The sequence below is a fragment of the Streptomyces yaizuensis genome (assembly GCF_034961445.1).
Taxonomy (GTDB): Bacteria; Actinomycetota; Actinomycetes; order Streptomycetales; family Streptomycetaceae; genus Streptomyces; species Streptomyces yaizuensis.
Genome location: NZ_BSBI01000009.1, coordinates 268,988 through 292,594, shown reverse-complemented (window position 1 = coordinate 292,594; position 23,607 = coordinate 268,988). Strand labels below are relative to the sequence as shown.

General features: G+C 73.1%; 18 protein-coding genes. 5 read left to right on the top strand and 13 right to left on the bottom strand.

What is annotated here, in order from left to right; all coding sequences use genetic code 11:
- Positions 1 to 277: 277 nt before the first annotated feature.
- The 3 genes from bagN to SYYSPA8_RS22355 form a co-directional block, all read right to left on the bottom strand.
- The gene (gene bagN / locus SYYSPA8_RS22365) at positions 278 to 1,783 is read right to left on the bottom strand and encodes a bagremycin/ferroverdin biosynthesis UbiD family decarboxylase BagN/FevL (RefSeq protein ID WP_323449041.1); all 1,506 of its coding nucleotides are present in this window, start codon (positions 1,781 to 1,783) and stop codon (positions 278 to 280) included.
- A gap of 89 nt (positions 1,784 to 1,872) precedes the next feature.
- Entirely contained in the window at positions 1,873 to 2,424 is a 552-nt protein-coding gene (locus SYYSPA8_RS22360; protein ID WP_323449040.1) for a UbiX family flavin prenyltransferase, read from the bottom strand.
- A gap of 326 nt (positions 2,425 to 2,750) precedes the next feature.
- Positions 2,751 to 4,307: an MFS transporter gene (locus tag SYYSPA8_RS22355; RefSeq protein ID WP_323449039.1), complete on the bottom strand. Its 1,557-nt coding sequence runs from the start codon at positions 4,305 to 4,307 to the stop codon at positions 2,751 to 2,753.
- A gap of 270 nt (positions 4,308 to 4,577) precedes the next feature.
- Between SYYSPA8_RS22355 and SYYSPA8_RS22350 the strand changes: the two genes are divergently transcribed.
- Positions 4,578 to 5,204, top strand: coding sequence for a MarR family winged helix-turn-helix transcriptional regulator (locus SYYSPA8_RS22350; RefSeq protein WP_323449038.1), 627 nt, complete (start codon positions 4,578 to 4,580; stop codon positions 5,202 to 5,204).
- Between the two features lie 30 nt (positions 5,205 to 5,234).
- On the opposite strand, the gene SYYSPA8_RS22345 is transcribed toward SYYSPA8_RS22350, so the two are convergent.
- The 9 genes from SYYSPA8_RS22345 to SYYSPA8_RS22305 form a co-directional block, all read right to left on the bottom strand.
- A complete protein-coding gene (locus SYYSPA8_RS22345; RefSeq protein ID WP_323449037.1) occupies positions 5,235 to 6,026 on the bottom strand; it encodes an SDR family NAD(P)-dependent oxidoreductase in 792 nt (263 codons plus the stop codon).
- Positions 6,027 to 6,078: 52 nt separating this feature from the next.
- Positions 6,079 to 7,071: an aldo/keto reductase family protein gene (locus SYYSPA8_RS22340; RefSeq protein WP_323449036.1), complete on the bottom strand. Its 993-nt coding sequence runs from the start codon at positions 7,069 to 7,071 to the stop codon at positions 6,079 to 6,081.
- Between the two features lie 192 nt (positions 7,072 to 7,263).
- Positions 7,264 to 8,490: a 3-deoxy-7-phosphoheptulonate synthase gene (locus tag SYYSPA8_RS22335; RefSeq protein WP_323449035.1), complete on the bottom strand. Its 1,227-nt coding sequence runs from the start codon at positions 8,488 to 8,490 to the stop codon at positions 7,264 to 7,266.
- A 94-nt stretch (positions 8,491 to 8,584) separates the two neighbouring features.
- On the bottom strand, positions 8,585 to 10,285 hold the full coding sequence (locus SYYSPA8_RS22330) for an aromatic amino acid ammonia-lyase (protein ID WP_323449034.1): 1,701 nt from the start codon (positions 10,283 to 10,285) through the stop codon (positions 8,585 to 8,587).
- A 79-nt stretch (positions 10,286 to 10,364) separates the two neighbouring features.
- Positions 10,365 to 12,896, bottom strand: coding sequence for an amidase family protein (locus SYYSPA8_RS22325; protein WP_323449033.1), 2,532 nt, complete (start codon positions 12,894 to 12,896; stop codon positions 10,365 to 10,367).
- Positions 12,893 to 13,192 carry an acyl carrier protein gene (locus tag SYYSPA8_RS22320; protein WP_323449032.1) on the bottom strand — a complete coding sequence of 100 codons (300 nt, stop codon included), beginning with the start codon at positions 13,190 to 13,192 and terminating at the stop codon, positions 12,893 to 12,895. Before SYYSPA8_RS22320 ends, SYYSPA8_RS22325 begins: the two co-directional genes overlap by 4 nt.
- A 188-nt stretch (positions 13,193 to 13,380) precedes the next feature.
- Positions 13,381 to 13,791, bottom strand: a complete 411-nt coding sequence (locus SYYSPA8_RS22315; RefSeq protein WP_323449031.1) for a hypothetical protein — start codon at positions 13,789 to 13,791, stop codon at positions 13,381 to 13,383.
- Positions 13,792 to 13,960: 169 nt separating this feature from the next.
- A complete protein-coding gene (locus tag SYYSPA8_RS22310; RefSeq protein ID WP_323449030.1) occupies positions 13,961 to 15,820 on the bottom strand; it encodes a prenyltransferase/squalene oxidase repeat-containing protein in 1,860 nt (619 codons plus the stop codon).
- The gene (locus SYYSPA8_RS22305; protein ID WP_323449029.1) at positions 15,820 to 17,136 is read right to left on the bottom strand and encodes a phenylacetate--CoA ligase family protein; all 1,317 of its coding nucleotides are present in this window, start codon (positions 17,134 to 17,136) and stop codon (positions 15,820 to 15,822) included. Before SYYSPA8_RS22305 ends, SYYSPA8_RS22310 begins: the two co-directional genes overlap by 1 nt.
- Positions 17,137 to 17,441: 305 nt before the next feature.
- Here SYYSPA8_RS22305 and asnB point away from each other — a divergent pair, with 305 nt between their 5' ends.
- The 4 genes from asnB (at position 17,442) to SYYSPA8_RS22285 (ending at position 23,117) form a co-directional block, all read left to right on the top strand.
- Positions 17,442 to 19,274 carry an asparagine synthase (glutamine-hydrolyzing) gene (gene asnB, locus SYYSPA8_RS22300; RefSeq protein WP_323449028.1) on the top strand — a complete coding sequence of 611 codons (1,833 nt, stop codon included), beginning with the start codon at positions 17,442 to 17,444 and terminating at the stop codon, positions 19,272 to 19,274.
- A gap of 331 nt (positions 19,275 to 19,605) precedes the next feature.
- The gene (locus tag SYYSPA8_RS22295) at positions 19,606 to 20,616 is read left to right on the top strand and encodes a terpene synthase family protein (protein WP_323449027.1); all 1,011 of its coding nucleotides are present in this window, start codon (positions 19,606 to 19,608) and stop codon (positions 20,614 to 20,616) included.
- Positions 20,617 to 20,638: 22 nt separating this feature from the next.
- On the top strand, positions 20,639 to 21,994 hold the full coding sequence (locus tag SYYSPA8_RS22290; protein WP_323449026.1) for a cytochrome P450: 1,356 nt from the start codon (positions 20,639 to 20,641) through the stop codon (positions 21,992 to 21,994).
- A gap of 34 nt (positions 21,995 to 22,028) precedes the next feature.
- A complete protein-coding gene (locus SYYSPA8_RS22285; protein ID WP_323449025.1) occupies positions 22,029 to 23,117 on the top strand; it encodes a Rieske 2Fe-2S domain-containing protein in 1,089 nt (362 codons plus the stop codon).
- Positions 23,118 to 23,236: 119 nt separating this feature from the next.
- Here SYYSPA8_RS22285 and SYYSPA8_RS22280 read toward each other — a convergent pair whose 3' ends face one another.
- A complete protein-coding gene (locus tag SYYSPA8_RS22280; RefSeq protein WP_323449024.1) occupies positions 23,237 to 23,563 on the bottom strand; it encodes a thioredoxin family protein in 327 nt (108 codons plus the stop codon).
- Positions 23,564 to 23,607 lie beyond the last annotated feature (44 nt).

Below are 23,607 nucleotides of genomic sequence, written 5' to 3'. Positions count from 1 at the left end.
ATCCAGGGCCGTCCCCAGACCATGGCACGGACGCGGCACCGGCCGGAGGGGAACGGTCATATCGACGGGCAGGAGGACGATTCACATCGCAAGACAGACAGAAGCGCGCATAGAACGCCCTCACCCGGTCAGAAGGCGCCATGTCCTGATCCGCCCACGAGATTCGACCCGGAGTAGCTCCGCACCGTGGACCAGACCGATGCTCCCCGCTCACCGGAGGCCTCCGGCCGGGTGGTTCGCGTTCTCGTGAGGTCTGCCGGTGCGGCCCGGTGCGGTGTCAGTCGTTCCAGTGGTCGAGGACGCGGCGGCGGATGTGCTCGGGGTATGCCTGGGCGAAGGAGCTGTGCCCGATCCGGTCTCCGTCCGGGGCGGGGAGGAGGCCGTCGTGCAGGACGATGGGGCCGGACCGGGTGGCGCGTTCTTCGGGTGTGTAGCAGTTCTGCATGGGGTGGACGAAGCCGTACCAGGCCTCGGACCGGTCCAGGGGGTGGATGCGGGTCGCCAGTGCCCACATGAGGTCGGTGTCGTCGGCCGGGTCGATGTCGTCGTCCAGGACGAAGGTGGCCGCCGTGGCGCGGCCGGAGGAGGAGACGCTGAGGACTTCGCCGATGCGGTGGGTGAATTCGGCCGAGTCGGCTCCGGGCAGCCGCTCCCGCCAGTCGTGCGGGACGGTGACCACCATCCAGTGGGACGCGGCGCGCAGCGGTGCCCAGGCGGTGGTGACGGGCAGCCCGGCCGCGCGGAGTTCGGCCAGGACCTCGGCCGCCCGGCCGACTCCCGTGACGGTGTGGAACTCGTCCACGGGCCGCCCCTCGGCCACCAGGGGCCAGACGGGGTCGTCGCGGTGGGTGATGGCCTCGATCGTGTACACCGGCTGCATGGAGGTCTCGGTGGTGGAGTAGCCGGCGAATTCGCCGAACGGTCCCTCCCGCGCGTCGCGGCCGACGGACAGGTGTCCCTCGATGACGACCTCCGCGCCGGCGGGGACCATCAGGTCCACGGTCTCGCACCGTACGACGTCGAGGGGTTCGCCGTGCAGCGCCCCGATGTATCCGGCCTCGTCGACCCCGGCCGGCAGCGGGATGCCCCCGACGAAGGGGATGGCCGGGGCGCCGCCCTGCACCAGTGCGTACGGCATGGGCTCGCCGATGCGGACCCACTCCTGCCAGACCATGCCGATGTGCTGGGTCGGCAGGACCATGCCGGTCATGTGCTTGCCGTCGATCATCATGACCCGGGCGATGGACCAGTTGGTCCACCTGCCGTCGGGGGTCCTGGCGATGATGATGCCCCAGGTGTTGACATAGCGTCCGCCGTCGAAGTCGTGGACCCTGGGCACCGGGAAGCGGTCGAGGGTGGCATCGTCGCCGAGCAGGACGTGCTGTTTGCAGGGGGCGTCCGCGCGGGCGACGGGCCGGGGCGGCAGGGGCGTCACGGAGCGGGTCCGGACCAGGTGTTCGACGAGGTCGGACGCGGTGGCCGAGGCGGGCAGCCCGACGGACAGCGCGATCCTGGCCAGGGGCTTGCCGGCGGCGGAACTGAGGGCGGCCGGCGCGCCGAACATGCGGAAGCCCTGCGCGACACCCGCCACGCTCTCGAACAGCGGCGCGGGGGAGCGGCGTTCATAGGAGAGGCGGCTGATCGCGGCGGCCTCCAGATCGGGGCTCACCGTCCGCTTGACGCGCTTGAGGTCGCCGAGGGCCTCCAGCGCTTCGAGGTATCCGCGGAGGTCGCCGAACCGGGCTGTGGGGCCGGTCGCCGGGGTGGTCACGGGACGGGTCATGAGCGCTCCTCCGCTTCGTGCGGTCGGGACGCAAGCGGGGTGTCGGCCCGTTCACCCTGCCGACCGGGCGTGCGCCGGGGGAAGCCCTCTCAGCGCCTGGCGCCCTCCGTGTCGATCCCGAACTGGTCCAGGACGCGGGTGACGATATGACCGACGATGTCGTCGACCGATTCGGGCAGGTTGTAGAAGGCGGGCATCGGCGGCACGATCGACGCGCCCATCCGGGCCATCGCCAGCATGTTCTCCAGATGGATCTCGCTGAGCGGGGTCTCCCGCGGCACCAGGACCAGCCGGCGCCGCTCCTTCAGCGTCACATCCGCGGCGCGGGCGATCAGCCCTTCCGCGTACCCGCTCCGGATCCCGGCCAGTGTCTTCATGCTGCACGGGAGGACCACCATCCCGTCGGTCAGGAAAGAACCGGAGGAGATCGCCGCACCCTGGTCATCGGGCGAATAGACGACATCCGCCAGCCCGGCCACCTCACGCGGACTGACCCCGGTCTCCAACTCCACCGTGGCGCGCGCCCACCGGCTGAGCACCAGGTGCGTCTCCACTCCCGGGTTTCCTCGCAGCTCGGTGAGCAGCCGGACCCCCAGTACGGCCCCGGTCGCACCGGTCATCGCCACGACCAGACGCCGCATGTCTCACCGTAACCCTCCGAGTGCGCAACGCTGTCGTGGGGGAGTACACCCCGTCGCCGGGGCGAGCACAAGTGGCCCTCCGAAGCCATGGCCGAAACCAGCGCCGAGCCGGCCGAGGCAGGAAAGCCCAGGCAGGAAAGCCCAGGCAGGAAAGCCGAGGAGGGAAAGCGGCACCCGTGGCGACGCCGGTGTGCCACTCCCGGGGCCGGTGCCCTGTCCAGGGCCGGCCCACCTGGGCGGGAATCGGCTGCCCGCCCAGATGATGACCGGGCCCGCGGTTCGCATCCCGAAGGCGGCTCGGACCAAGCCCGGCCCGGACATCCCGTTCAGCCCGCCGTGTGTTCCCGCGCAAGGCCGTCCGGTGCGGTTCCCCGGTCGCGGAGCCGGGTGCAGAGTGCCGCCGTGGTCAGTGCCAGCCCTGCGAGCAGCAGGGCGGTCAGGTCGAAGGCGTGGGCGAACGTGTCGGACCCGAGCGGCGCGGACGGCTCCTGCGGGTTGTCCCCGAGGGTGGCACGGTAGAAGGCGCCCACCGCCGCCACCCCCAGTGCCATGCCCGCCTGGGTCATGGTGTTCAGCACGCCGGAGCCCGCTCCCGCGTCGTCCGGGTGGGTGCGCGAGAGGACGGTGTCGACGAGCGGTGCCACGACCAGGCCCTGGCCCAGACCGGAGAGGCCCATCAGGGCGGCGAGCAGCCAGCTCTGCGGTCCGGCGGGCTCGGAGGTCACCGCGGGCACCGCGGCCAGGCCGGCTGCCATGATCAGGGCGCCCGCGATGGACACCGCGATCCCGTACCGGGCCGCCGGGCGGCGGCATGCCGTGGACGCCACGATGAAGCCGATCCCGAGCGGCACGAAGACCAGGCTGGTCTCCATCGGTGACCGGGAGAGCCCGGACTGGAGGTGGTACGTCAGGACCAGGAACAGCCCCGCGTTCCCGGCGAAGAAGGCGACCACGGTCGCCATGCTGAGCGGGAAGCCGGGCGAGCGCAGCAGCCGGCGCGGCAGCAGCGGTTCCGCGCCGGACTCCTCCAGGCGCCGCTCCCAGAGCAGCAGGACCCGGACCAGCGCGATGCCCGAGGCCACGCTCAGCCAGGACCACCACGGCCATCCGGCGTCGGGTCCCAGGAACAGCGGAAGCAGCAGGAGCGGCAGGATCAGCCCGGTCAGGGCCACGCCCACCAGGTCGAGATGGGGTTTCTTCGCGCTGCGGCTCTCCGTGACGGTGTACGCGGCGGCGGCGAGGATGGCGATGCCGATGGGAACGTTGATCAGGAAGATCATGCGCCAGCCGAGCCCGGCGACATCGAGATCGAGCAGGAGCCCGCCGCCGGCGAGCCCGGCGATCACCCCGAGGCCGATGGAGGCCCCGTACGCGCCGATGGCCCGCGCGCGGTCCCGCTCGCTCACGAACCGGGCCCGGATGAGGGCGAGGATCTGCGGTGTCATCAGGGCGGCGGCGAGGCCCTGGAGGACCCTGGCGCCGATCAGTGTGCCGGGGGAGGGGGCGACCGCGCACAGCAGCGAGGTCAGGGCGAAGGCGGCCACTCCGTACTGGAAGACCTTCTTGCGGCCGATCCGGTCGCCGAGCCTGCCGCCGGTGACCATGCCGGCGGCGTACGCGATGACATAGCCGTCGATGATGAACTGGAGGTCGCCGAAGCTCGCCCCCAGGTCGGACTGCATCACCGGGGCGGCGACGTTGACGATGAACATGTCGACCTGGCTCATGAACATGGCCAGCAGGACCACCGAGAGGCCGACCCACTCCCGGGCGCCGGGCGGGCCGGTGCCGGCCGTGCCGCCGGCCGTCGATTCCGTACCGGGGGGCACGTGGCCCGGGCTCTTCGGGCGGGAGGCTTCCCTGCCGGAGGTCGTGTACTCCACCTCTTGCTCCTGTTCCGGCCATAGTGGGGCCGTGCGTGGCATACTGAGCGACGAACATCAAGTTCAGCTCTAAATTTAGCACTAAATGAACTGGGTGCGGTCTTCACGGCCCTGGGGAGTGCCTTCGAAGGAGCGTCGTCCGCCCGGTGGGGCGTACCCCCACCCGGTCCGCGGGGCCCAGGGGGAGTGCGTGCCGGGCCACGCCGGGCGGACGGGACCTCGAAGACACGACCCGGGCCGCGGCCGGGCGTACCTCAGCGGAGGATTCTTATGGAGCGCGCACAGCCCGCCGGACCGGACGAAGGGCGCCCCGCCGTCGCGGGCGGGCACACCGAGGGGACCGGGGGGCCGAACGCGGTGCCCCCGGGGGCACGGGACCAGGTGGAGGAGATCGCGGCGGCCTGGCAGCGCGAGCGCCCGGGCACCCCCGTCTCCTCCATCGGGGTGGTGACCCGGGTCTGGCAGCTCGCCAAACTCTTCGGCGACGACCGGCGGCGGGTCCTCTCCGACGCGGGCATCGACCCGGCCACCCTCGACCTGCTCAGCGTGCTGCGCCGCAGCGGGCCCCCCTACACCCTCACCACCCGCGAGCTGGCCGTGCAGTCGCTGGTCACCGCGGGAGCCATCTCCCAGCGGCTGGCCCGTGCCGAGCGCGAAGGGCTCGTGGAACGGCGCGGCGCGGGCGGCCGCACCCGGGCGGTCCTGGTGGAACTGACACCCGCCGGGCACGACCTGGTGGAACGCACCGTCGACCGGGTGCTCTCCCGGGAGGCGAGCCTGCTCGCCGGGCTGGACCAGCGGCAGCTGGACGAACTGTCGGCGCTGCTCCGTCTCCTCCTGGACGACGTGCAGCAGCGGCTGGGCGATCACGGAGTCACCCACGTGGGGGCAACCTGACCCGGAGCGCCCAGCCGCCTGCGCCGGCCTTCAGTACCCGTAGGCGCTGGGCGCGTTCTGACCGCCGTCGACCGGGATGTTGGCGCCATTGACCGCACGGGCCCGGTCCGACACCAGGAACGCGATCACGGCGGCCACATCCTCCGGGGAGACCAGCTCGCCCCCGGGGAACTCACGCTCGAAGACGCGGTACCGCTCCGGGTGCTCCTTCCGCAGCCGATCCCACCCCTTGCCGGGAATCAGCATCGAACCCGGTGAGACCGCGTTCACCCGTACCCCGTCCGGCCCCAGCTCCCGGGCGAGTGTCGCCGCGAGGTGGATCTGGCCCGCCTTCGCCGCCGCGTACTGGGCGGGCGGCCCGGGTTTCCACCCCGAGATCGATGCCACCAGCACCACACGGCCACCGGAGCGCCGCAGATACGGCAGAGCCGTCCGCACCGCCCGCGCGGGATGCTCCACATTGATCCGGTAGGTGTCCGCCCAGTCCTCGGCGGACGCCTCGGCCAGCCCTCCGCCGAACGCCCCGCCCACACAGGTGACCAGGGCGTCCACTCCGCCCAGCCGGTCCGCCGCGCTGTCGATGAACCCGTCCAGCGCCGCGGTGTCCGTCACATCGGCACTCCGCGCGTACACCCTCCTTCCATACCGCTCCCGCAGCCCTTGCGCGGCCCTCTCCAGCTGTTCCCCACCCCGGGCACAGAGCGCGAGATCCCATCCCTCAAAGGCCAGTTGCCCGGCCGTCGCCAGCCCCAGCCCCCGGCTGGCGCCGGTGATCACCGCCGCCCGCCCCGGGATGCCGGGCCCCGTCCTGCCTGTCTCCACCCCTGTCGTCCTTCCTCGCCGCCTGGGTGAGCGTTGTCGTGCGCGGGCCGGGTCAGCCGGTCCGCGCCGGGTCGCGCTCCACATGAGGTGCGAGGACGGCATCGATCCGGGCGCGCACCTCCTCCTCCAGCACCACTCCGCTCGCCCGCACGTTCTCGGCCACCTGCTCGGGCCGGCTGGCCCCGATGACGGCGGCGGAGACCGAGGGGTTCTGGAGCACCCAGGCGATGGCCAGCTGGCTCAGCGTCAGGTCCAGCTCCCGGGCGATCGGACGCAGCGCCTGGACCGCCTCCAGTACCGCGTCGTCGCGCAGCCAGTGCCCCACCAGCGCGTCGACGAAGCCCCTGCCGGTCGCGTCCGCCGCCCGCGAACCGGCCGGCACACCGCCGCCCGGCCGGTACTTGCCGGTCAGGATCCCCTGGGCCAGCGGTGACCAGACGACCTGGCCGATGCCCTCCCGGTCGCACACCGGCTGCACCTGCTCCTCGATGACCCGCCACAGCATCGAGTACTGGGGCTGGCTGGCCACCAGCGGGACCCGCAGCTCCCGGGCGATCGCCGCGCCCCGGGTGATCTGCTCCGCCGTCCACTCGCTCACCCCGACGTAGAGGACCTTGCCCGAGCGGACGAGGTCCGCGAAGGCGAGCATGGTCTCCTCCAGCGGCACGGCCGCGTCGAAGCGGTGGGCGTAGTACACATCCACGTACTCCGTGCCGAGCCGGCGCAGTGACGCCTCGCAGCTCTCCCTGATGTGCTTGCGCGACAGGCCCCGGTCATTGGGTCCGTCCCCGACCGGGTGGTACACCTTCGTGCACAGCACCAGGGACTCCCTGCGCTCCGTCGCCAGAGCCCGGCCGAGGACGGACTCGGCCCGGGTCTCCGAGTAGACGTCCGCCGTGTCGAACGTGGTGATCCCCGCGTCGAGCGCGGCCCGCACACACGCCGCGGCGGTCGTCTCGTCCAGCTGGGCCCCGTGCGTGATCCAGTTCCCGAAGGCGATCTCGCTGATGACCAGGCCGCTGCGGCCGAGCCTGCGGAATTCCATGAAGGTGCTCCTGTCGTGCGCTGATGTCGTTCTGTCCGGCCGCCCTGACGGCCGGCGTGAGGCCCGCTGTCCGCGGGACCGTGTCACCGGTACGGCCCTCCACCCCTGGGAAGGAGGTACGGAGGGACCCGGCCGGGCCCGCGCGGGCGGGTGGACCGACGGCTCGCGTCCGGCGGGTGAGGCGCCGGGCGCTCACCGCAGCCCCGCCGCGTAGGCGATCACTTCACGGGCCTGGTCCGGGTCGAGCCGCGGGTCGCACACCGACTCGTACCGGGGCAGCGGCTCCGTGGCGGCGAGCTGTGCCCGTTCGGCGACGCACTCGGTCACCGGATGGTCCGACGCCTCCAGCATCAGCCCGCCCAGCGGCAGCCCCCGGGCGGCCAGGGCCCGATGGCACCCCGCGATCTCGGCGCGGATGTCCGACACCGCGCGGCTCTTCTGTCCCGCACCGTTCACCCGGGTATTGCCGTGCATGGGATCGCACACCCACACCACATGCCGGGCCCGGTCCCCCAGGGCGTCCAGGACCGGCCCCAGCCGCTCGCCCACCAGGGCGGAGCCCATCCGCACGATGAGGGAGAGTCTCCCGTCCTCGCCCCGGGGGTCCAGCGTCCGTACGAGATCGAGGACCTCGCCGGGGGCCGCGCCCGGACCGATCTTCACCCCCACCGGGTTCTCCACCCGGGCGGCCAGCCGGATGTGCTCGTGGTCCAGCTGCCGGGTGCGCTCACCGATCCACAGATAGTGCGCGGACGAGCCGTACACCCCGCCATCGGGCAGCGGGCGCACCAGCGCGTGCTCGAACTCCAGCAGCAGCGCCTCATGGGCCGCATAGGTCGGCAGGGGTCCCTCGTCCACGGGAGGCCGGGGGGCCGCCGCCGGGTCGGCGTGGGCACCGGTCAGGCCCAGGTCGCGCTCCCAGAGGATGCTCAGGGTGGTCCGGGCATGGCGGTAGGCGTGCAGTAACCGCAGGGCGTCGGGGCGCCGGGCCGCGGCGGTCGGCTCGGGCGAGTTGACCGCGTCACCCCGGTAGACGGGCAGCACCGTGCCGTCCGGGAGGGTCTCGGTCGGCTGGGACCGGGGCTTGGCGTACTGCCCGGCCATGCGTCCCATCCGGATGGTCGGCAGCCCGGTGGCGGCGGTCCAGGCGTCGGCGAGTTCGTGCAGATGGGCCGCGCGGTCGTGGATGCGGGCGGGGGTCGCGTCGGCGAACCGCTCCGCGCAGTCGCCCAGTTGCAGCAGCTTCGCCTCGCCGCGCGCCACGGCGGCCAGTTCGGTGCGCAGCCGCCGGCAGACGGCGGCGTCCACCAGCGCGGGGCTGCTCGCCAGCGTGCGAAGGGCCTTCTTGAGGTCGTCCATCGATGCCCACTCGGGCTGCTGTTGCGCTCGTGCCTCAAGAAGGAGTCGGGTCGGCGGCATGAGGTTCTCTCCAATGTGTCTCTCGGTGGTGCGGTGGGGGAGGGAGGGAAGAAGGGAGGGGACGGGGGCGTCGTCGGGGTGCGGGGGCCGGCTCTCAGGCCCCGGCACCGGCGGCGTCGTCCGCGGCGGCCCGGGTGCCGCCATCGCCGGTGTCACCGAGGAAATGCCGCCGGCCCAGGGCGGCGGCGGACACCACCTCGGCCGCCAGCGGCCGGTCCCGGTCCAGCGCGGGGAAGCGGTGTGCCAGCAGCCCCCACAGCCCGGGCCGCGGCTCCTGGCCCCCGGTGCCCGGGGCGAGGAGGTGCCCCGCCTGATTGAGGGCCACGAGCAGCGAACCGAGGATCCACCATGCCCGCGAGAGCATGTCGGAAACGGCGTTCGCGCCGTTCAGCGCCATGGGCACATGGTCCTGGTTGTGGAGGTTGGTGGGCAGCGCGGTGAGCGAGGCCGGATGGGCGAGCTGCCGGATGCGGGCCAGATGGGACGAGGCGGCGATCTGCACCCCCGCGAGCCCGCTCCCGGCCCCCGGCCGGGGTGCCAGCAGCGGCGGCAGACCCCCGTTCACCGCCGGGTCCACCACCAGCGCGAGCTGACGCTCCAGCAGGAACGCCAGCTGGTGCAGGGAGGAACCGTGGGAATCGCAGACCAGGGCCACGGGCGCGGCGTGGAAGTTGCCGCCGTGCAGCAGCCGCCCGTCCACGAACACCGGATTGTCCGAACAGCCCGCCGCCTCGTCCAGCAGCACGGCGCCCTGCGCCTCCAGTTGGTCCAGCACCGCGCCCACGATCTGCGGCGCGCAGCGCAGCGAGTACCGCTCCTGGAGCGGCCGGGCCGGGCCGCCGCCGGGGCCGTCCGGGAGCGGGCGGGCCGTGAGCCCGGCCCGGATCCAGCGTGCGGCGGTCCGCTGGCCCGGCTGGTTGCGCACCCGGGACAGCGCGTCGTCGTACGCCTCCGCCGAGGCGCCGAGCAGCGAGGCCAGCCGGGCCGTGGTCCCGGCGGCGGCCCGTGCCAGCGCGGTCAGTTCACGGTGGTTGTGCAGGGCGCTGGCGAGACAGGCGCTGCTGCCGTTGACGAAGGCGAGCGCGGACCGCGCCTCCCAGTGGACCGGGGCGAGCCCGTGCGCCGCCAGCGCCGCTCCCGCCGGCATCTGCTCCCACCCCTGTGCTCCCCGGCGCCAGGCCCGGGCCCCGGAGGCCCGGATGAACGGGGAGTCCCCCGGCACCGGGACATCGGCCCCGGCGCCCGGTTCCGTGCCCGGCGCGCCGGGGGGCCGCTCCGCCCGGTCCCCGGGGGGCGCGGCGGCGGCCAGAGCGGCGTGCGCGAGCGGCACCAGATCGCCGCTGGCGCTGAGACTGCCCTCCCGGGGCACCACCGGGGTGAATCCGGCGTTCCACTGCTGTGCCAACGCCGTCCAGATCTCGGGGGAGACGGCCGAGTGGCCCAGCAGCATGCCCCGCAGCCGGAGCCAGACCATGGTCCGGGTGACCTCGGGGGAGAGGGGTTCGCCCTGGCCGACCGCGAGATGGTGCACCAGCCCGATGCCCTGGGGTCCGGGGGCGGCGTCGGCGCGGTGGTCCACCAGCGGACCGAAACCGTGGGTCACCCCGTAGACGGACCGCTCCCGGGGCAGGTCCTCCAGCGCGGCGCGGCCCTCGGCGAGCGCCCGTGACTGGGCCGGGTCCGGCTCCAGCCGGGCGCCGAAGCCGCTCCGCTCCAGCAGGGCCCGGACCTGGTCGCCGGAGGGAGTGTCGGATACACGGGTCTCGGATACACGGGTCTCGGATACACGGGTCATGGACGGCTTCCTGAGTTCCCTTGACAACGGATGAACGGGTGGGTGAACGGGCCGGGGGGCCGCCTGGGGATGCGCGGGGTCAGGGGTGGCCCGGAGACGGAATCCGCAGGCCCAGGTCCCCCACCGCGTCGGAGAGTTCCACGGCCAGGCGGATCAGGGTCCGCTCCGCCCCGGCCCGCCCCACGATCTGCACCGCGAGCGGCGCTCCCCGCTCGTCCCGGGCGACCGGCAGGGTGATCGCCGGAAGCCCGGCGAAGCTGGCGATGGGGGTGTAGCCGATCCTCAGGTCGTACGCCTCGTCCCCCGGGGAGGGGATGGTCGAGGGCCGGGCGCGGGCCTGGACCACATCCGGTGGGGCCGCCGGGTCCAGCGGCAGCAGCCACACATCCGCACCGTCCCTGTCGAACACGGCGCCGACCCCCGCCCGGCAGGCGTCGAGGCGTTCGAGGATCCACCCGTAACGGTCGTCCCCGACACCGGCGCCCACCTCCAGGGAGGCCCGTGTCGTCGCGCTCAGTTCGGCGTCGACCCACTTCCGCCAGTGGGCGTGGCCGTCCCACGCCTGCCGCGCGCACAGTTCCCACGCGGGGCCGCGCATCCGCCACAGTTCGCCCAGCCGGGTCTCCGTCGCGCCGTGCCCGGCCGCGACCAGTGCGGTCATGGCCCGGTCGAGCGTGGCGCGCATCACCGGAGTGCAGCCGCTCGCCGGGTCCAGCACTTCGGCGACCAGCCCGATACGCAGCGGACCGGTGGCGGCCGGGGACTGCCGCCCCAGCCGGTCGAGCCCCAGCAGCGGCCAGAGCAGGGCCAGATCGGCGGCGGTACGGGCGACCCAGCCCAGGGCGTCCATCGGCGGACAGAGCGGGAAGACACCGGACAGCAGCTCCGTGTCGTGGGTCATCCGCAGGCCGACCGTGCCGCACTGGCCGGCGGGCCAGCGCACCGAGCCCAGCACATCGGTACCCAGACTGAGATCGACGATGCCGGCCGCCACCGCCACCGCCGCGCCGGTGCTCGAACCGGCCGGGTCGATGCTCGGGGCGTACGGATTGACACAGCCCGTGCCCACCCCGATGTTCAGTTCGGTGGTCACGGTCTTCGCGGTCACCTCGGCGAGCGCGGGCGGGAGCGGGGCCAGCGCGGACGCGGAGGTGCGCGGCAGGTGCCGGTGGTCCCGCAGCCCGAGCCGGGTGGAGAAGCCCGAGACGTCGATGGTGTCCTTGACCCCGATCCGGACGGGCGCGGCGCGCGGGCCCAGCGGCCGCCGCTCGACACAGGCACGGTGGCGTGCGTCCGAGGCATCGGACCAGGCCCGCTCCTGTGCTCTCCACTCCTTCGCCGGGAGCGCGCCCGACCGGCGGGCCGCCACCCGCTCGGCCAGGGGGAGCGCGAGAGCCGGACCGGGTGCGGGGTCCGGACCGTCCGCCGTCCAGCCCGCGTGCCGGGCGTAGTCGTCCACCTTCTCCGCCAGCGGGTACCCGGTAGGGCTGCCGTCCCCGGGCGGGTCGGCGGCCCTGGCCGGCCCGGTCGTGTGCGTGGCGGTGGTCCTGTCCCGGGGATCGGGCACGTTCTCCTCCTTCGTCCGGTGGTACGGGATCGGCCGGTGCGTGCTGTGCCGGGGGCCGCCCGTGAGGTCGGCGGTGCGGACCTTGCCGCTCGGTCCGCGGGGGACGACCGGGACCCGGTGGACGGCGCGGGGAGCCGGCAGCCCGTCCAGTACCCCGGACAGCACGGCCCGCACCTCGCCGGGGCTCGTCACCGCCGCCGCGTTCCCGGGGCGGTCGGCGGCCCCGGCGTAGTACAGGTCGTAGTGTTCGCCGCGCAGGGGATCGCCCACCGCCACACAGACCGGGTCGAGCGCCGGGGCCGCCGCGCGGACCCGGCGCTCGATCATGTCCAGGTCGCACCGGACACCGTCGACCTTGATCAGCCGGGAGCCGCGTCCCAGATGGTGGAAGGAGCGCTCGCCCGTCCAGCGCACCAGGTCCGGCATCTCCCACAGAACCGGGGCGGCGGCTTCGCCCCGGCGGCGGGCGAGCCGGGGACCGCCCACCCGCAGAGGTCCCTCCACCGCCTCGCTCCAGGGCGCCCGCCGCACATCGGGCAGCAGCAGATACGGCGGCCGGGCGTCGCCCCCGCCCCTGACCGCCCGGTGCCCGACCGCCCCGGTCTCCGTCGAACCGAGGATCTCCACCGCGCGCAGCCCGCTCGCCGTGTGCCGGGCCGCGACCCGGTGCGCGGCGGGTGTGGTGGGACCCGCGCTGTGCAGCGCGACGATCTCGCCGGCCCGGTCCAGCACGGCGGGCAGCCGCTCCAGAAGCTGCCAGGTGGACGGCAGACACACCAGCAGGGTCCGCCCGCCGCCCGGCAGATCGGGCGGTACCAGCGGATCGCGCCAGGCGTGCGTCACCGGGATGCCGCACAGGGCCGGCAGGACCTCCCCGTACAGCCGTCCGTACAGATGTGCCGGTGGAGCGAAGGTCACCACCCGGTCGACCGGGCCGATGACCGTCTCCCGCACCAGCCGTGCCTCGGCCGTCAGCTGGTCGTCGGTGCGCAGCCAGGTGACGGGTGCGCCGGTGGAGCCCGAGGTGGCGAAGGTGCGGATCACCGAGTCTCCAGGGCGGCGGCGTCCTCCAGCCGGTCGTGCGTGAAGGCGGTCATCCGCTCGACGGTGGAGAACCAGTGGCGGACATCGTCGGTGACGAAGTCCACCTCGATGCCGAAGCTCCCCTCGATGGCGGAGACGCACTCCATCGCGGTGAGGCTGTCGTAGCGGTCGCCCAGCGCGGTCTGGAGTTCGGCGTCGTCGGGGACGTCCTGGAAGGCGTCACCGAGGCGGGGAGCGAGCACGGCGCGGATCAGATCGCGGAGTTCGGCGCAGGTGGGGACGGTCGGGGCGGTCATGGGGATCCTCTCGGTGCGGCAAGCAGCGAAGTGCGTCAGGGGGAAGGGGGCGGGTGGTGGGAGCACGCCCGGGTACGAGGTGATGTGCCGGAGCCGGAGCCGGAGCCGGAGCCGGAGCCGGAGCCGGAGCCGGAGCCGGAGTGGCGGTGGCGGTGGCGGAGTGGCGGTGGCGGAGTGGCGGTGGCGGGTCAGACCGGCCGCGGGAGTTCCGCGCCGTCCGCCCGCCGCAGCCGGCCGCCCGCGCCGAGTACCACGTCGGTCCTCGGCGTCGGCCGGAACTCCAGATAGAAGAAGGACGTGTCGTCGTCCACCCCCAGGGCGTCCGCGACACAGTGCGCCAGTCCCGCCCGGAACCCCTCCTCCCGGTCGACTCCCACACAGCAGATCACCGAGGCGTGCCGCAGGCCCGTGCCCCGGTGCGGCAGCGCCTCCAGCGGCATTCCCCCGGAGAAGACGGTGTTCTCCGCCGTCTCCTCGAACCGGACCACGGCATGGGCGGTACGGACGCCGTGGTCGCCGAGCCAGCGGGTGATGCGCAGCGCCGCGGCCCTGCGGCGCGGCGCGGGCAGGGGCGGGCAGTTGATGGTGATCGTGGGCATGACGGCCTCTCGGGCGGGGGGTGGGGGAACGGCGGCCCGGCGCGGTCGCGGACGCGGAGCCCGGCGCGGGGCACCGCGGGTACGCCACCGATGGCCATCGGCGGGCGGCCACGGGGAGCGGGCGGCGGATCGCGGCGGGGGAAGGGGGCGGACCTGCGGTCGGCGGCGGTCAGGACAGGGCGAGCGCGGGCAGCCGGAAGTGGGGGTCGTGGACCCGGCGGTCGAGCAGTGTGCCGAGGCAGTCGGCGAGGGGACCGCCCTGTCCCGGCGGCGCGAGCGGCGTCCACGCGGTGTGCCCGCCGACCCGCACCCGTGCCAGGAACCGGCCCAGATGGTCCGTGTCGAGGGCCAGGCCCAGCCGGTCCGACGCCACCGCCGCCTCGTAGCCGGAGAGCAGATCCGGAATCCGCCGCCCCTCGTTGGCGTAGCCGCCACCGCCGACCCGGTGGGCCGCCAGCAGGGTGGCCGCCCCGGCCGCCGTCTCCCGGCCCAGCAGCCCGAGCCCGCGCAGCGCCTGAAGGCCCGCGCGCAGGGTCGGGGCGGCCCCGGGCACATTCGCGTACCCCGGCGACTCCGCCGACCGGCAGCTGTCGATGAAGGCGGCGGCGCGTTCCCCGTCCAGCACCTCGCGGGGGGAGCCTCCCAGCAGCGGTACGGTCTCCAGTGCCGCGGCGGTGGAGACCAGGTCGGAGCCGCGGCCCTCCCAGTAGCCGAATCCGCCGTCGGGGTTCTGGAGCAGGCCCAGCCAGCGGGCGATCCGCTCCCGGGCCGCCGGGTCCGAGGCGAACGCCCCGGCCGCCAGGGCCCACAGGGTGCACCGCACCTCGCTGCCCCGGCCCGGCATGTACATCACGCCACCCTCATTGGGCAGTTGGCAGCCCTCCAGCCAGCGCACCGCCGCGGACACGTCCCCGCTGGTGCTCCCGTCCACGGCCGGCGCCGTGCGGCTCCGGTCCGCCGCCGCCGACAGCACCGCCGAGGCCGTGGCCAGCGCGTCGGCCGCCGCCGCGGGCTCCCGGTAGGTGTAGCCGCCTCCGGGGCAGGCGAGTTCGTCCAGCCGGCGCGCCACGGCATCCGCGACCGGCGCCGGGATCGGCTCCCCGAGCGCCTGGAGCGAGCCGACGGCGCAGAACGAGGCCCATACGTCCTCGACGTCGTACCCCTCCCAGCGGACGAACGCACCGCCCGCGCCGCGCAGCCCCAGGATCCAGCGGACACAGCCCTGCGCGTCGCGTGGCCCTTCGCCGAGCGCGGCCAGCGTGGCGGTGGCCCGGTAGACCGCCCAGAGACAGGGAGTGTCGGCGTCCGCCGAGAAACGGAACCCGCCGCCCGGGTCCTGGCGGTCGCGCAGCCAGGAGACGAGCGCCGCCATGTCCCACGGCGCGCCGGCGTCGGCCCCGGCACGGACGGCGGCCTGCCACGCCATCACCCCGTAGAAACAGGCGCGGACATCGGGCTTCTGCTCCAGGGCGCCCCCGGGGGTCCAGGACAGCCCTCCGTCGGCGCACTGGAGCGACGACAGCCACGCCAGGAGCCGGTCCCGCGAGGGAACGTCCGTACCGCAGATGTCGACGGCGGTGCGCGCGGAGAAGTGGGTCGCCCACACGTCCGGCGTCTGCCCCGGCTGCATGCCGTACGCGTCGCCGGACCAGCAGTCGGCGAGCCAGCGGGCCGTCGTCCCCGGCTGGGGGACGGCGTGGCCGAGGTCGGCCAGGGCGCTGGTGCAGTAGAAGGTGGCCCAGGCGTCGGAGGCCATGCCCCGGCTCCAGGCGTAGCCGCCGTCCGCGTTCCGGCGCGCGGTGAGATAGCGCGCGGTGGCGTCGGCGCCGCCCGCCCCGGGAATCCGCTCCAGCCGGCGCAGGGTGCGCACGGCGGCGTAGGTGCACCAGAGATCGGGCTCGCCGGAGGCGACACCCGCGCCGTGCGGGGCGTGCGGGGTGGCAGGCGCGCCCGGTGTCCTCGGTGCGTCCGGGGCCACGGTTGCGTCGCGGGTGCCGGATGGCGTGCGGTCCGTCGGTACGGCGGTCATCAGACGGCCTCCAGCACACGGACGTTGGAGCGCTTCCAGCTCTTCTGCGAGGCGCCGCTCTTGGTGGTGGCGGGCAGGCTGTTGACGAACAGGACCTTGTCCCACTCCAGCCCCAGCCGCTCCCCGGAGGTCCGCTGCACCCGCTGCCGCACCTCGGGTTCGGCCGCACGGTCCCAGCCCACGCCGCGCTCCAGCACCAGCCGGGCGTAGTCGCCTGCTTCGTCCACCTCCATCAGATAGCCGGTCGCGTCGGTGACGCCGTAGACGACCTCCTCGACCGACCGCACCTGGAGCGGCACACCGCGCACGCTCAGCCCGTCCGACGCCCGCCCGTGGACCGTGACCACCGGAGTGCCCCGGCCGCAGGGGCAGTCCGCGTGCAACGAGACCTCGTCACCGGTGTCGAGCCGCAGCAGCGGCCGGGCATGGGCGTTGAGGGGGGTCACCACCAGACGGCCGCCTCCCGCCGTGTCCAGCGGCACCACGGTGTCGCCGGCGCACAGCTCGAACCGGGTGGCGGCCGGCAGCAGATGCTGACTGCCCCGGTCGCAGGTGGCGGCGAGGGTCCCCGTCTCCGTGCTGCCGTAGCTCGCGTCATACGCCACCGCCCCCCACCAGTGGCCCAGCCGGTCCCGGAACGGAGCGGTGTTCACCTCGCCCAGCAGCATCAGCCTGCGCACCGACGCGCTCAGCTCGGCGAGCCGCCCGCGCTGGGCGAGCAGCCGGGTGAACTGGAGCGCCACCCCGGGCGCCAGGAAGACCGACGTGGGCCTGAAGACCCGCCACATCGCCTCCAGTCGTTCCCAGTCGCTGATTCCGGATGCAAAGGGGTACGCCCTGATATGGGACAGGTCGAGGTACTCGCAGACTCCGCACACCAGATCGGCCACCGGGACGATGTCGGACGGCAGCAGGACGGCGACCCGCTCGGAGTCGTCGCCGGTCAGCAGCGGGCGCCAGGCCTCGGCGACCGAGACCGTGTTCCAGATCATGTCCTCCGCGAGCCGCGGCGTCGGCGTCGGCGTGCCCGTGGTCCCGGTGGTCTCGTAGTACTTGGCCGCACCTCCCGGCCGGACGGTCGCGTACCGCAGCGGATCCTGTTTCAGCGCGGCGCGCGGGGTGACCGGAAGTTCCCGGAACGCCGTGGGGGACCAGGGGCCGATATCGGCATAAGCGGTGCCCCGGCGTGCCCTGTTCCAGACGGCCTCGGTCTTGGAATCATAGAACGATTCCGTCGGAATTAATCCACTATTGGCGCGCACTTCGTTCAGTGCTTTGTGGAGGATGGCAATGCGATCTTCGCTGTGCAGGATCATATCGGTCCTCGCTCGTGCGTGAATTCATCAGAAAAGAGAAAACACCCATCATCCGAGCGTTCAACGAACGGCGCCCGGTAAATAGCCTGTTGGCAGGCTTGCGGGATGCGTGAAGCGCCCCGAACGAGTCGATACTATAGGCCTAAACGAACAGCGTGCAAGTGCCACACGCAAGTCTCTGAAGGTCTTGTCAGGGCCGGGATTTGCCCTATCGTCGAGCAGAGTGCCGCCCCGCCGCGCCTGCCCTGGCGACCCGGCCGGCGGCGTCTTCGCGACGTTGTTTAAATTCGAACAGGAGCGTCCCCATGTGTGGAATCTCAGGATGGTGCGACCTCGGACAGGACCTGACGGGCAGGGCCGGGGCCGTCGCCCCCATGGTGGCCGCCATGGCCTGCCGCGGCCCGGACGCGGAAGGGATCGTCGCGCGTCGCCACGCCGTCCTGGGGCACCGGCGGCTGTCCGTCATCGACCTGGAGGGCGGCCGGCAGCCCATGTCCGGCGACAGCCCCGGCGATGTGGTCATCACCTACAGCGGCGAGGTCTACAACTTCCGCGAACTGCGTGCCGAACTCACCGCGGCGGGTGCCGTCTTCCGGACCACCTCCGACACCGAGGTCGTGCTGCGGGCCTATCTGCACTGGGGGGAGCACTGCGTCGAACGATTCAACGGCATGTTCGCCTTCGCGATCTGGGACGAACGCTCCGGACAACTGCACCTCGTCCGTGACAGGCTCGGCGTCAAACCCCTGTACTTCGCCGCACTCGGCGACGGCATCCTCTTCGGCTCCGAACCCAAGGCGATACTGGCCCATCCCGGATTCACCCCCCGGCTGGACCCGCAGGGCCTCGTGGACCTGCTCGGCCTGATCAAATCCCCCGGTGTCACCCCCTTCCACGGCATCGAGGAGGTCCCGCCCGGCACCGTCGTCACCCACGGCACCCACGGACGCACCACCCGCCGCTACTGGAGCCTCGACCGGGTGCCCCACACCGACGACGCCGCCGACACCGTCCGTACCGTCCGCGACCTCCTCACCGACACCGTCGAACGCCAGCTCATCAGCGATGTGCCGCTGTGCACCCTGCTCTCCGGCGGACTCGATTCCAGCCTGCTGACCGCCCTGGCCGCCGCGGCCCGCTCACGGGAACCCGGCGCGGACCCCATACGCTCCTTCGCCGTCGACTTCCACGGCAGCCAGGACGACTTCCAGGGCAGCGAGTTCCGCCCCGAGCGGGACACCCCGTACGCCGCCGAAGCCGCCCGCCACATAGGCACCGATCACTCGGTGATCGAGCTGTCCTCCGACGAGCTGACCGCCGACGCCGCCCGCCTCGCCGTGCTGCGAGCCCACGATCTGCCGCTGAACTTCGGCGATGTCGACACCTCGCTCCACCTCCTCTTCCGCGCCGTCCGCCGGCACTCCACCGTCGCACTCTCCGGTGAATCCGCCGACGAGGTCTTCGGCGGCTACGTCTGGTTCCACGACCCCGAAGTTGTACGGGCCCCGATGTTCCCCTGGCTCAGCCGGATGGAACTGCTCACCCCCGACCTGCTCGCCCCCGACTTCCGCGCCGCCACCCGATTCGACGAATACCGCGCCGACACCTACCGCGACGCCGTCGCCGCCGTGGCCCACCTTCCCGGCGACAGCGCCCACGAACGCCGGATGCGGGAGATCTCCCACCTCCACCTCACCCGCTGGCTCCCGGTCCTCCTCGACCGCAAGGACCGGCTGAGCATGGCCGCCGGACTGGAAGTGCGGGTCCCGTTCTGCGACCACCGCCTCGTCGAGTACGTCCACAACACCCCCTGGCACCTCAAGTCCCCCGGCGGCGAGCCCAAGGGCCTGCTCAAACAAGCCGCCGGCGGGCTGCTCCCGGCCTCGGTGCTGCGCCGCCGCAAGAGCCCGTACCCGACCACGTCCAACAAGCTGTACGAGAAGGACCTGCGGACCCGGGTACGCCAACTGCTCGCCGACTCCTCGTCCCCCGCGCTGGACGTGGTCGACGGTCCCGGGCTCGCCCGGCTGCTCGAACAGCCGGACGGCTGGTTCGACACCCAGCTGCGCCGCAACAGCCTGGAGACGGCGCTCTCCCTCGACCTGTGGATGCGCGAGCACCACCTCACCGCCGGCTGACGGCCGCACGCGCTCCGCGTGCGGTGGTGCCCCGGCGGGATCCGGCTGCCCGCCGGGGGATGGCGCAGGTATTCGGTGGCGGGTCCTGGCCTTGCGCGTTCTGTCATGGACCTGCTCTTCTGGTGGGGAACGCGGTAACGGTCGGGATGCGACGTGACTCCTGGGGGAGGAGCGGGCCGCTCGGAGGTCCGGGCGACCGGCCTTTCGGCCCGGCGGCGACGAGTGCGCCCGCGCCGTTCCCGGGTTCGGCGGAGGCGGCGGCCCCGCCGGGCGACCGGCGGTTCACCCGTGGTCACCGCTGCGCTCCTCCACTCAGGGAAAGGGGCCGGTTGTGCCACACGTCGAATTCCACGTTCCCTTTGAAAAGCGCGACAATCCGGACCTCCCGGCGGTCCGGGCGCACAATCTCGCCTGGCTGGAGCACTTCGGCCTGGTGGTCGGCGAGCAGGCCCAACGGCAGTACCTCAAGGCAGGCGTCGCCGACTTCTGCTCGATGGCCCATCCCGGGGCCCGGGGCGAGGACCTGGACGCGGTCGTGGACGCCTGGTCGTGGACGGTGTTCCCCGACGACCTCTTCGACGGCCCCGCCGGCCGCGACCCCGGCACGGTCACCCGCGTGTGCCGGCGCTTCGCGGCGATCGTCGACGACTGGCCGCGCACCCGGCCCGACCCCGGCAACCCGATGGAGACCGCGCTGCACGACATGTGGGGCCGGCTCACGGCCGGCATGCCGGCCTCATGGGTACGCCATCGCGGCCGCCTGTGGACCGCCTTCATCATGTCCCAGGCCGACGAGGCCGGTAACCGGGACCGCGGCCACCCGCCCGCCCTCGACGACTACCTGCCGATGCGACGGGTGACGATCGCGGTCCGGCCGACCCTGCTCGTCGAACGCGTCGGTCGCTTCCAGGTGCCGGGCGCGATCACCACCCATCCGCTCTGGCGACGGCTCCACGACCGGTGGATCGATGTGGTCAGCCATGTCAACGACGTCTACTCCCTGGAGAAGGACGAGAGCTTCGGCGAGGTCAGCAATATCGTCCTCGTCCTGGAACACCACCAGCGCCTCACCCGCGACCGCGCGATCCGCACCGTCCAGGACCTCGTCCAGGCCAAGACCACCGAACTCCAGCGGCTCCAGGACACCCTCCGCGACCCCCGCGGCCACCCGGCCGGACTCACCCCCGCCGACCGGGACGGCATCGACCGCTACCTCACCGGTATCGGCGACTACACCGCCGCGAACTACCACTACTCCCGCCATGTGCCGCGCTACACGCCCCACGGCGGCACCACCTCCCAGCGACTGTCCTACGTCCAGCACCTGCGGGCCCATCTGTGACCCGTCGTCAGGGAGGTCTCCCGTGCCGCCCACCACGACCGGCCGCCCCGTGCCGGGAGCGCTGCCCCTGTTCGGACACGTCCTGCGGCTGGCCCGGAACCCCACGGCGTTCCTGGCCTCCCTGCCCGGCCACGGCGATCTGGCCGAGCTGCGGCTCGGGCCGGTCCGCGCCTACGTCGTGTGCGACCCCGGCCTCGCGCACCGTGCCCTGTTCGACGTCAGGACCTTCGACAAGGGCGGTCCGTTCTACGGCGCGGCCCGGCAGGAGGCCGGCAACGCCATCATCACCTGCCGGAACGCGGAGCACGCCGAACACCGGGAGCTGGTGTGGCCCGCCTTCCACCGGTCCCGGATGCCGGGCTACGCCACCGTCATGGCCCAGCACATCCGCACCGCCTGCGGCTCGTGGCACGACGGCCAGGTCATCGACCTGATCCCGCAGACCGGCGCGCTGGCCGCAGCCGTCACCGCCAAGGTCATGTTCGCCCACCGGAGCGACGACATGATCACCGAGGTCATCGGCTGCTTCGACACCCTGCTCAGCGGCCTCTTCCGCCGGATGACCCTGCCCGCCCCCCTCCTCCACCGGCTGCCCACCCCCGGCAACCGCCGCCACGAGCGCGCCCGGCACCGGCTCCACCGGATCATCGACGGCCTCGTCGACGCCCACCCCGGTACGGACCAGGGCGACCTGCTGTCCACCCTGCTCGACGCCCGTACCGGCCGCGGCCGTGCCCTCACGCCGGACCAGCTCCGCGACCAGGTCCTCAACGTCTTCATCGCCGGCACCGACACCACCGCCTCCACCCTGGCCTGGGCCCTCCACCTCGTCGCCGCACACCCCCACGTCCAGCAGCAGCTCCAGACCGAGGTCGACACCGTCCTGAGCGGCCGGCCGGCCGGGTACGACGACATCCCCCGGCTGCCCGTCACCGGCCGCATCCTGACCGAGACCCTCCGCCTCTACCCCTCGGCCTGGCTCCTCACCCGCACCGCCACCCGGGACACCGACCTCGCCGGACACCACCTCCCGGCCGGGTCCACCCTCATCCTGAGCCCCTACGTCATCCACCACCGCGCCGACCTCTATCCGGACCCCGAACGCTTCGACCCGGACCGATGGCTCACCCCGGCCCGGCAGCGCACGGCCCGGGGTGAATACATCCCCTTCGGCGTCGGCCCGCGCCAGTGCATCGGCAGACTCTTCGGCACCACCGCGGCCACCCTGGCGCTCGCCACCATCGCCGCACGCTGGCACCTGCGACCCGCCACCGCCACCCCGGTCCGGCCCCTTCCCCGAGCGACCATGAGCGCCCGGACCATGCCGGTCCGGCTCCAGCGGCGCACCGCACCCCACGACCCGTCCCGCCCGTCGTGACCCCCTTGCCCAGGCTCGACAAAAGGCAGCCATCATGTCCGATGCCCGGAAGTTCCGCCTGAAGCACACGTCCGCCCCGGCACCCGCCGACACCCTGCGACCACCCGCCCTGCCCGATCCCGACGGATGGTTCTGCCTGGCGTTCTCCCACGAACTCACACCCCGCCGCGTCCTGACCCGGCCCCTGCTCGGCGAGGAAGTCGTCCTCTACCGGACCGCCGGCGGCCGGCTCCGCGCCGTCCAGCCGCACTGCCCGCACCTGGGCGCCCACCTCGGCGCCGGCGGGAAGGTCTCCGGCGAGAACATCGTCTGCCCCTTCCACAGATTCGCCTTCGACCCGAGCGGCCGCTGCGTACGCACCGGATACGGCAGGAAACCCCCCAGAGCGGACCTGGTCCACCACCCCGTCACCGAGGCCAACGGCTCCGTGTACGTATGGCGGCACGCCCTGGGCGCGGACCCCGACTGGGAGGTGCCGAACCTGTACACCCCCCGCTCCGTCGCCCCGAGCCACCACACCTTCGAGGTGGCGGGCCATCCTCAGGATCTCGCGGAGAACGCCTTCGATTTCGGGCACCTGACCCAACTGCACGGGCTCATGGACTTCACGATCGAGGGCCGGCCCGTACCCGGGGAGAAGACCGCTGTCCTCAAGGGCAGCGCCCGCCGGCCCCTGCTCCTGGGGGCAGGAGTGCGGCTGAGCTTCAACCTCATGGTGATCGGGCTGGCCACCTTCATGATCGAGATGACGTTCCCCAAGGTGCGCACATCGATGCACCTCGTCGTGCACTTCACACCCGTCCGGCCCGGTCGCGCACACGTCCGGGTCGGAACGGCGGTGGACCTGGACGGCCTTCCGTTCCTCGGCGGCCCGGGCGTTCCCGTGGCCCGGCTGATGTCCCGGCTCCTGACCGGGGTGGCGCAGACATGGTCATGCCGCGATGTCTCCAAGGACTTCGCCATCTGGAACCACCAGCTGCACACCGAACACCCCCGACTCGCCCCCGGCGACGGCCCCATCGGCCTCTACCGCCGCTGGGCCCAGCAGTTCTACACGGAGCCCGCGGCCGCGGAAGCCCACGTCGAGCCGCCGGGTGACACGGCGACCGGCTCGGCCCGCTGACCGTGGTGTCCGCCGTGTCGACGGCCCGCAGGGTGCCGGTGGTGCAGGAGGCGACGTACGCATGCCGTCCGGCACCGCCGGTCCCCCTCCACCAGGGGCACGGCGCGTGGGGACGTCGCTCAGAGGTGCGGGGTGATGAGCTGAGCCACGTTGTTCTTGTTGGCGGGTCCGATATGGGTGGCGACGATCTTGCCGCCCTTGAAGACGTACAAGGTGGGGACGGCGGTGACCTTGTACTTGGGGGGCGTGTTGGGGCTGTTGTCGATGTCGAGGCGGGCGACGGTCAGGCGGTTGGCGTACTCCCTGGCGACGTCCACCAGGACCGGGTCCAGGGCCTTGCACGGGCCGCTCCACTCGGCCCGGAAGACCGCGAGGACCGGCCCGGTGGCCTTCACCACCTTCGCTTCGAAGTCCGCATCGGTGACATCGACGACTGTGCTGCCCATGGGACTCACTCCTTCACGAAGGGACGGGCCGCGGCACAAGCGCC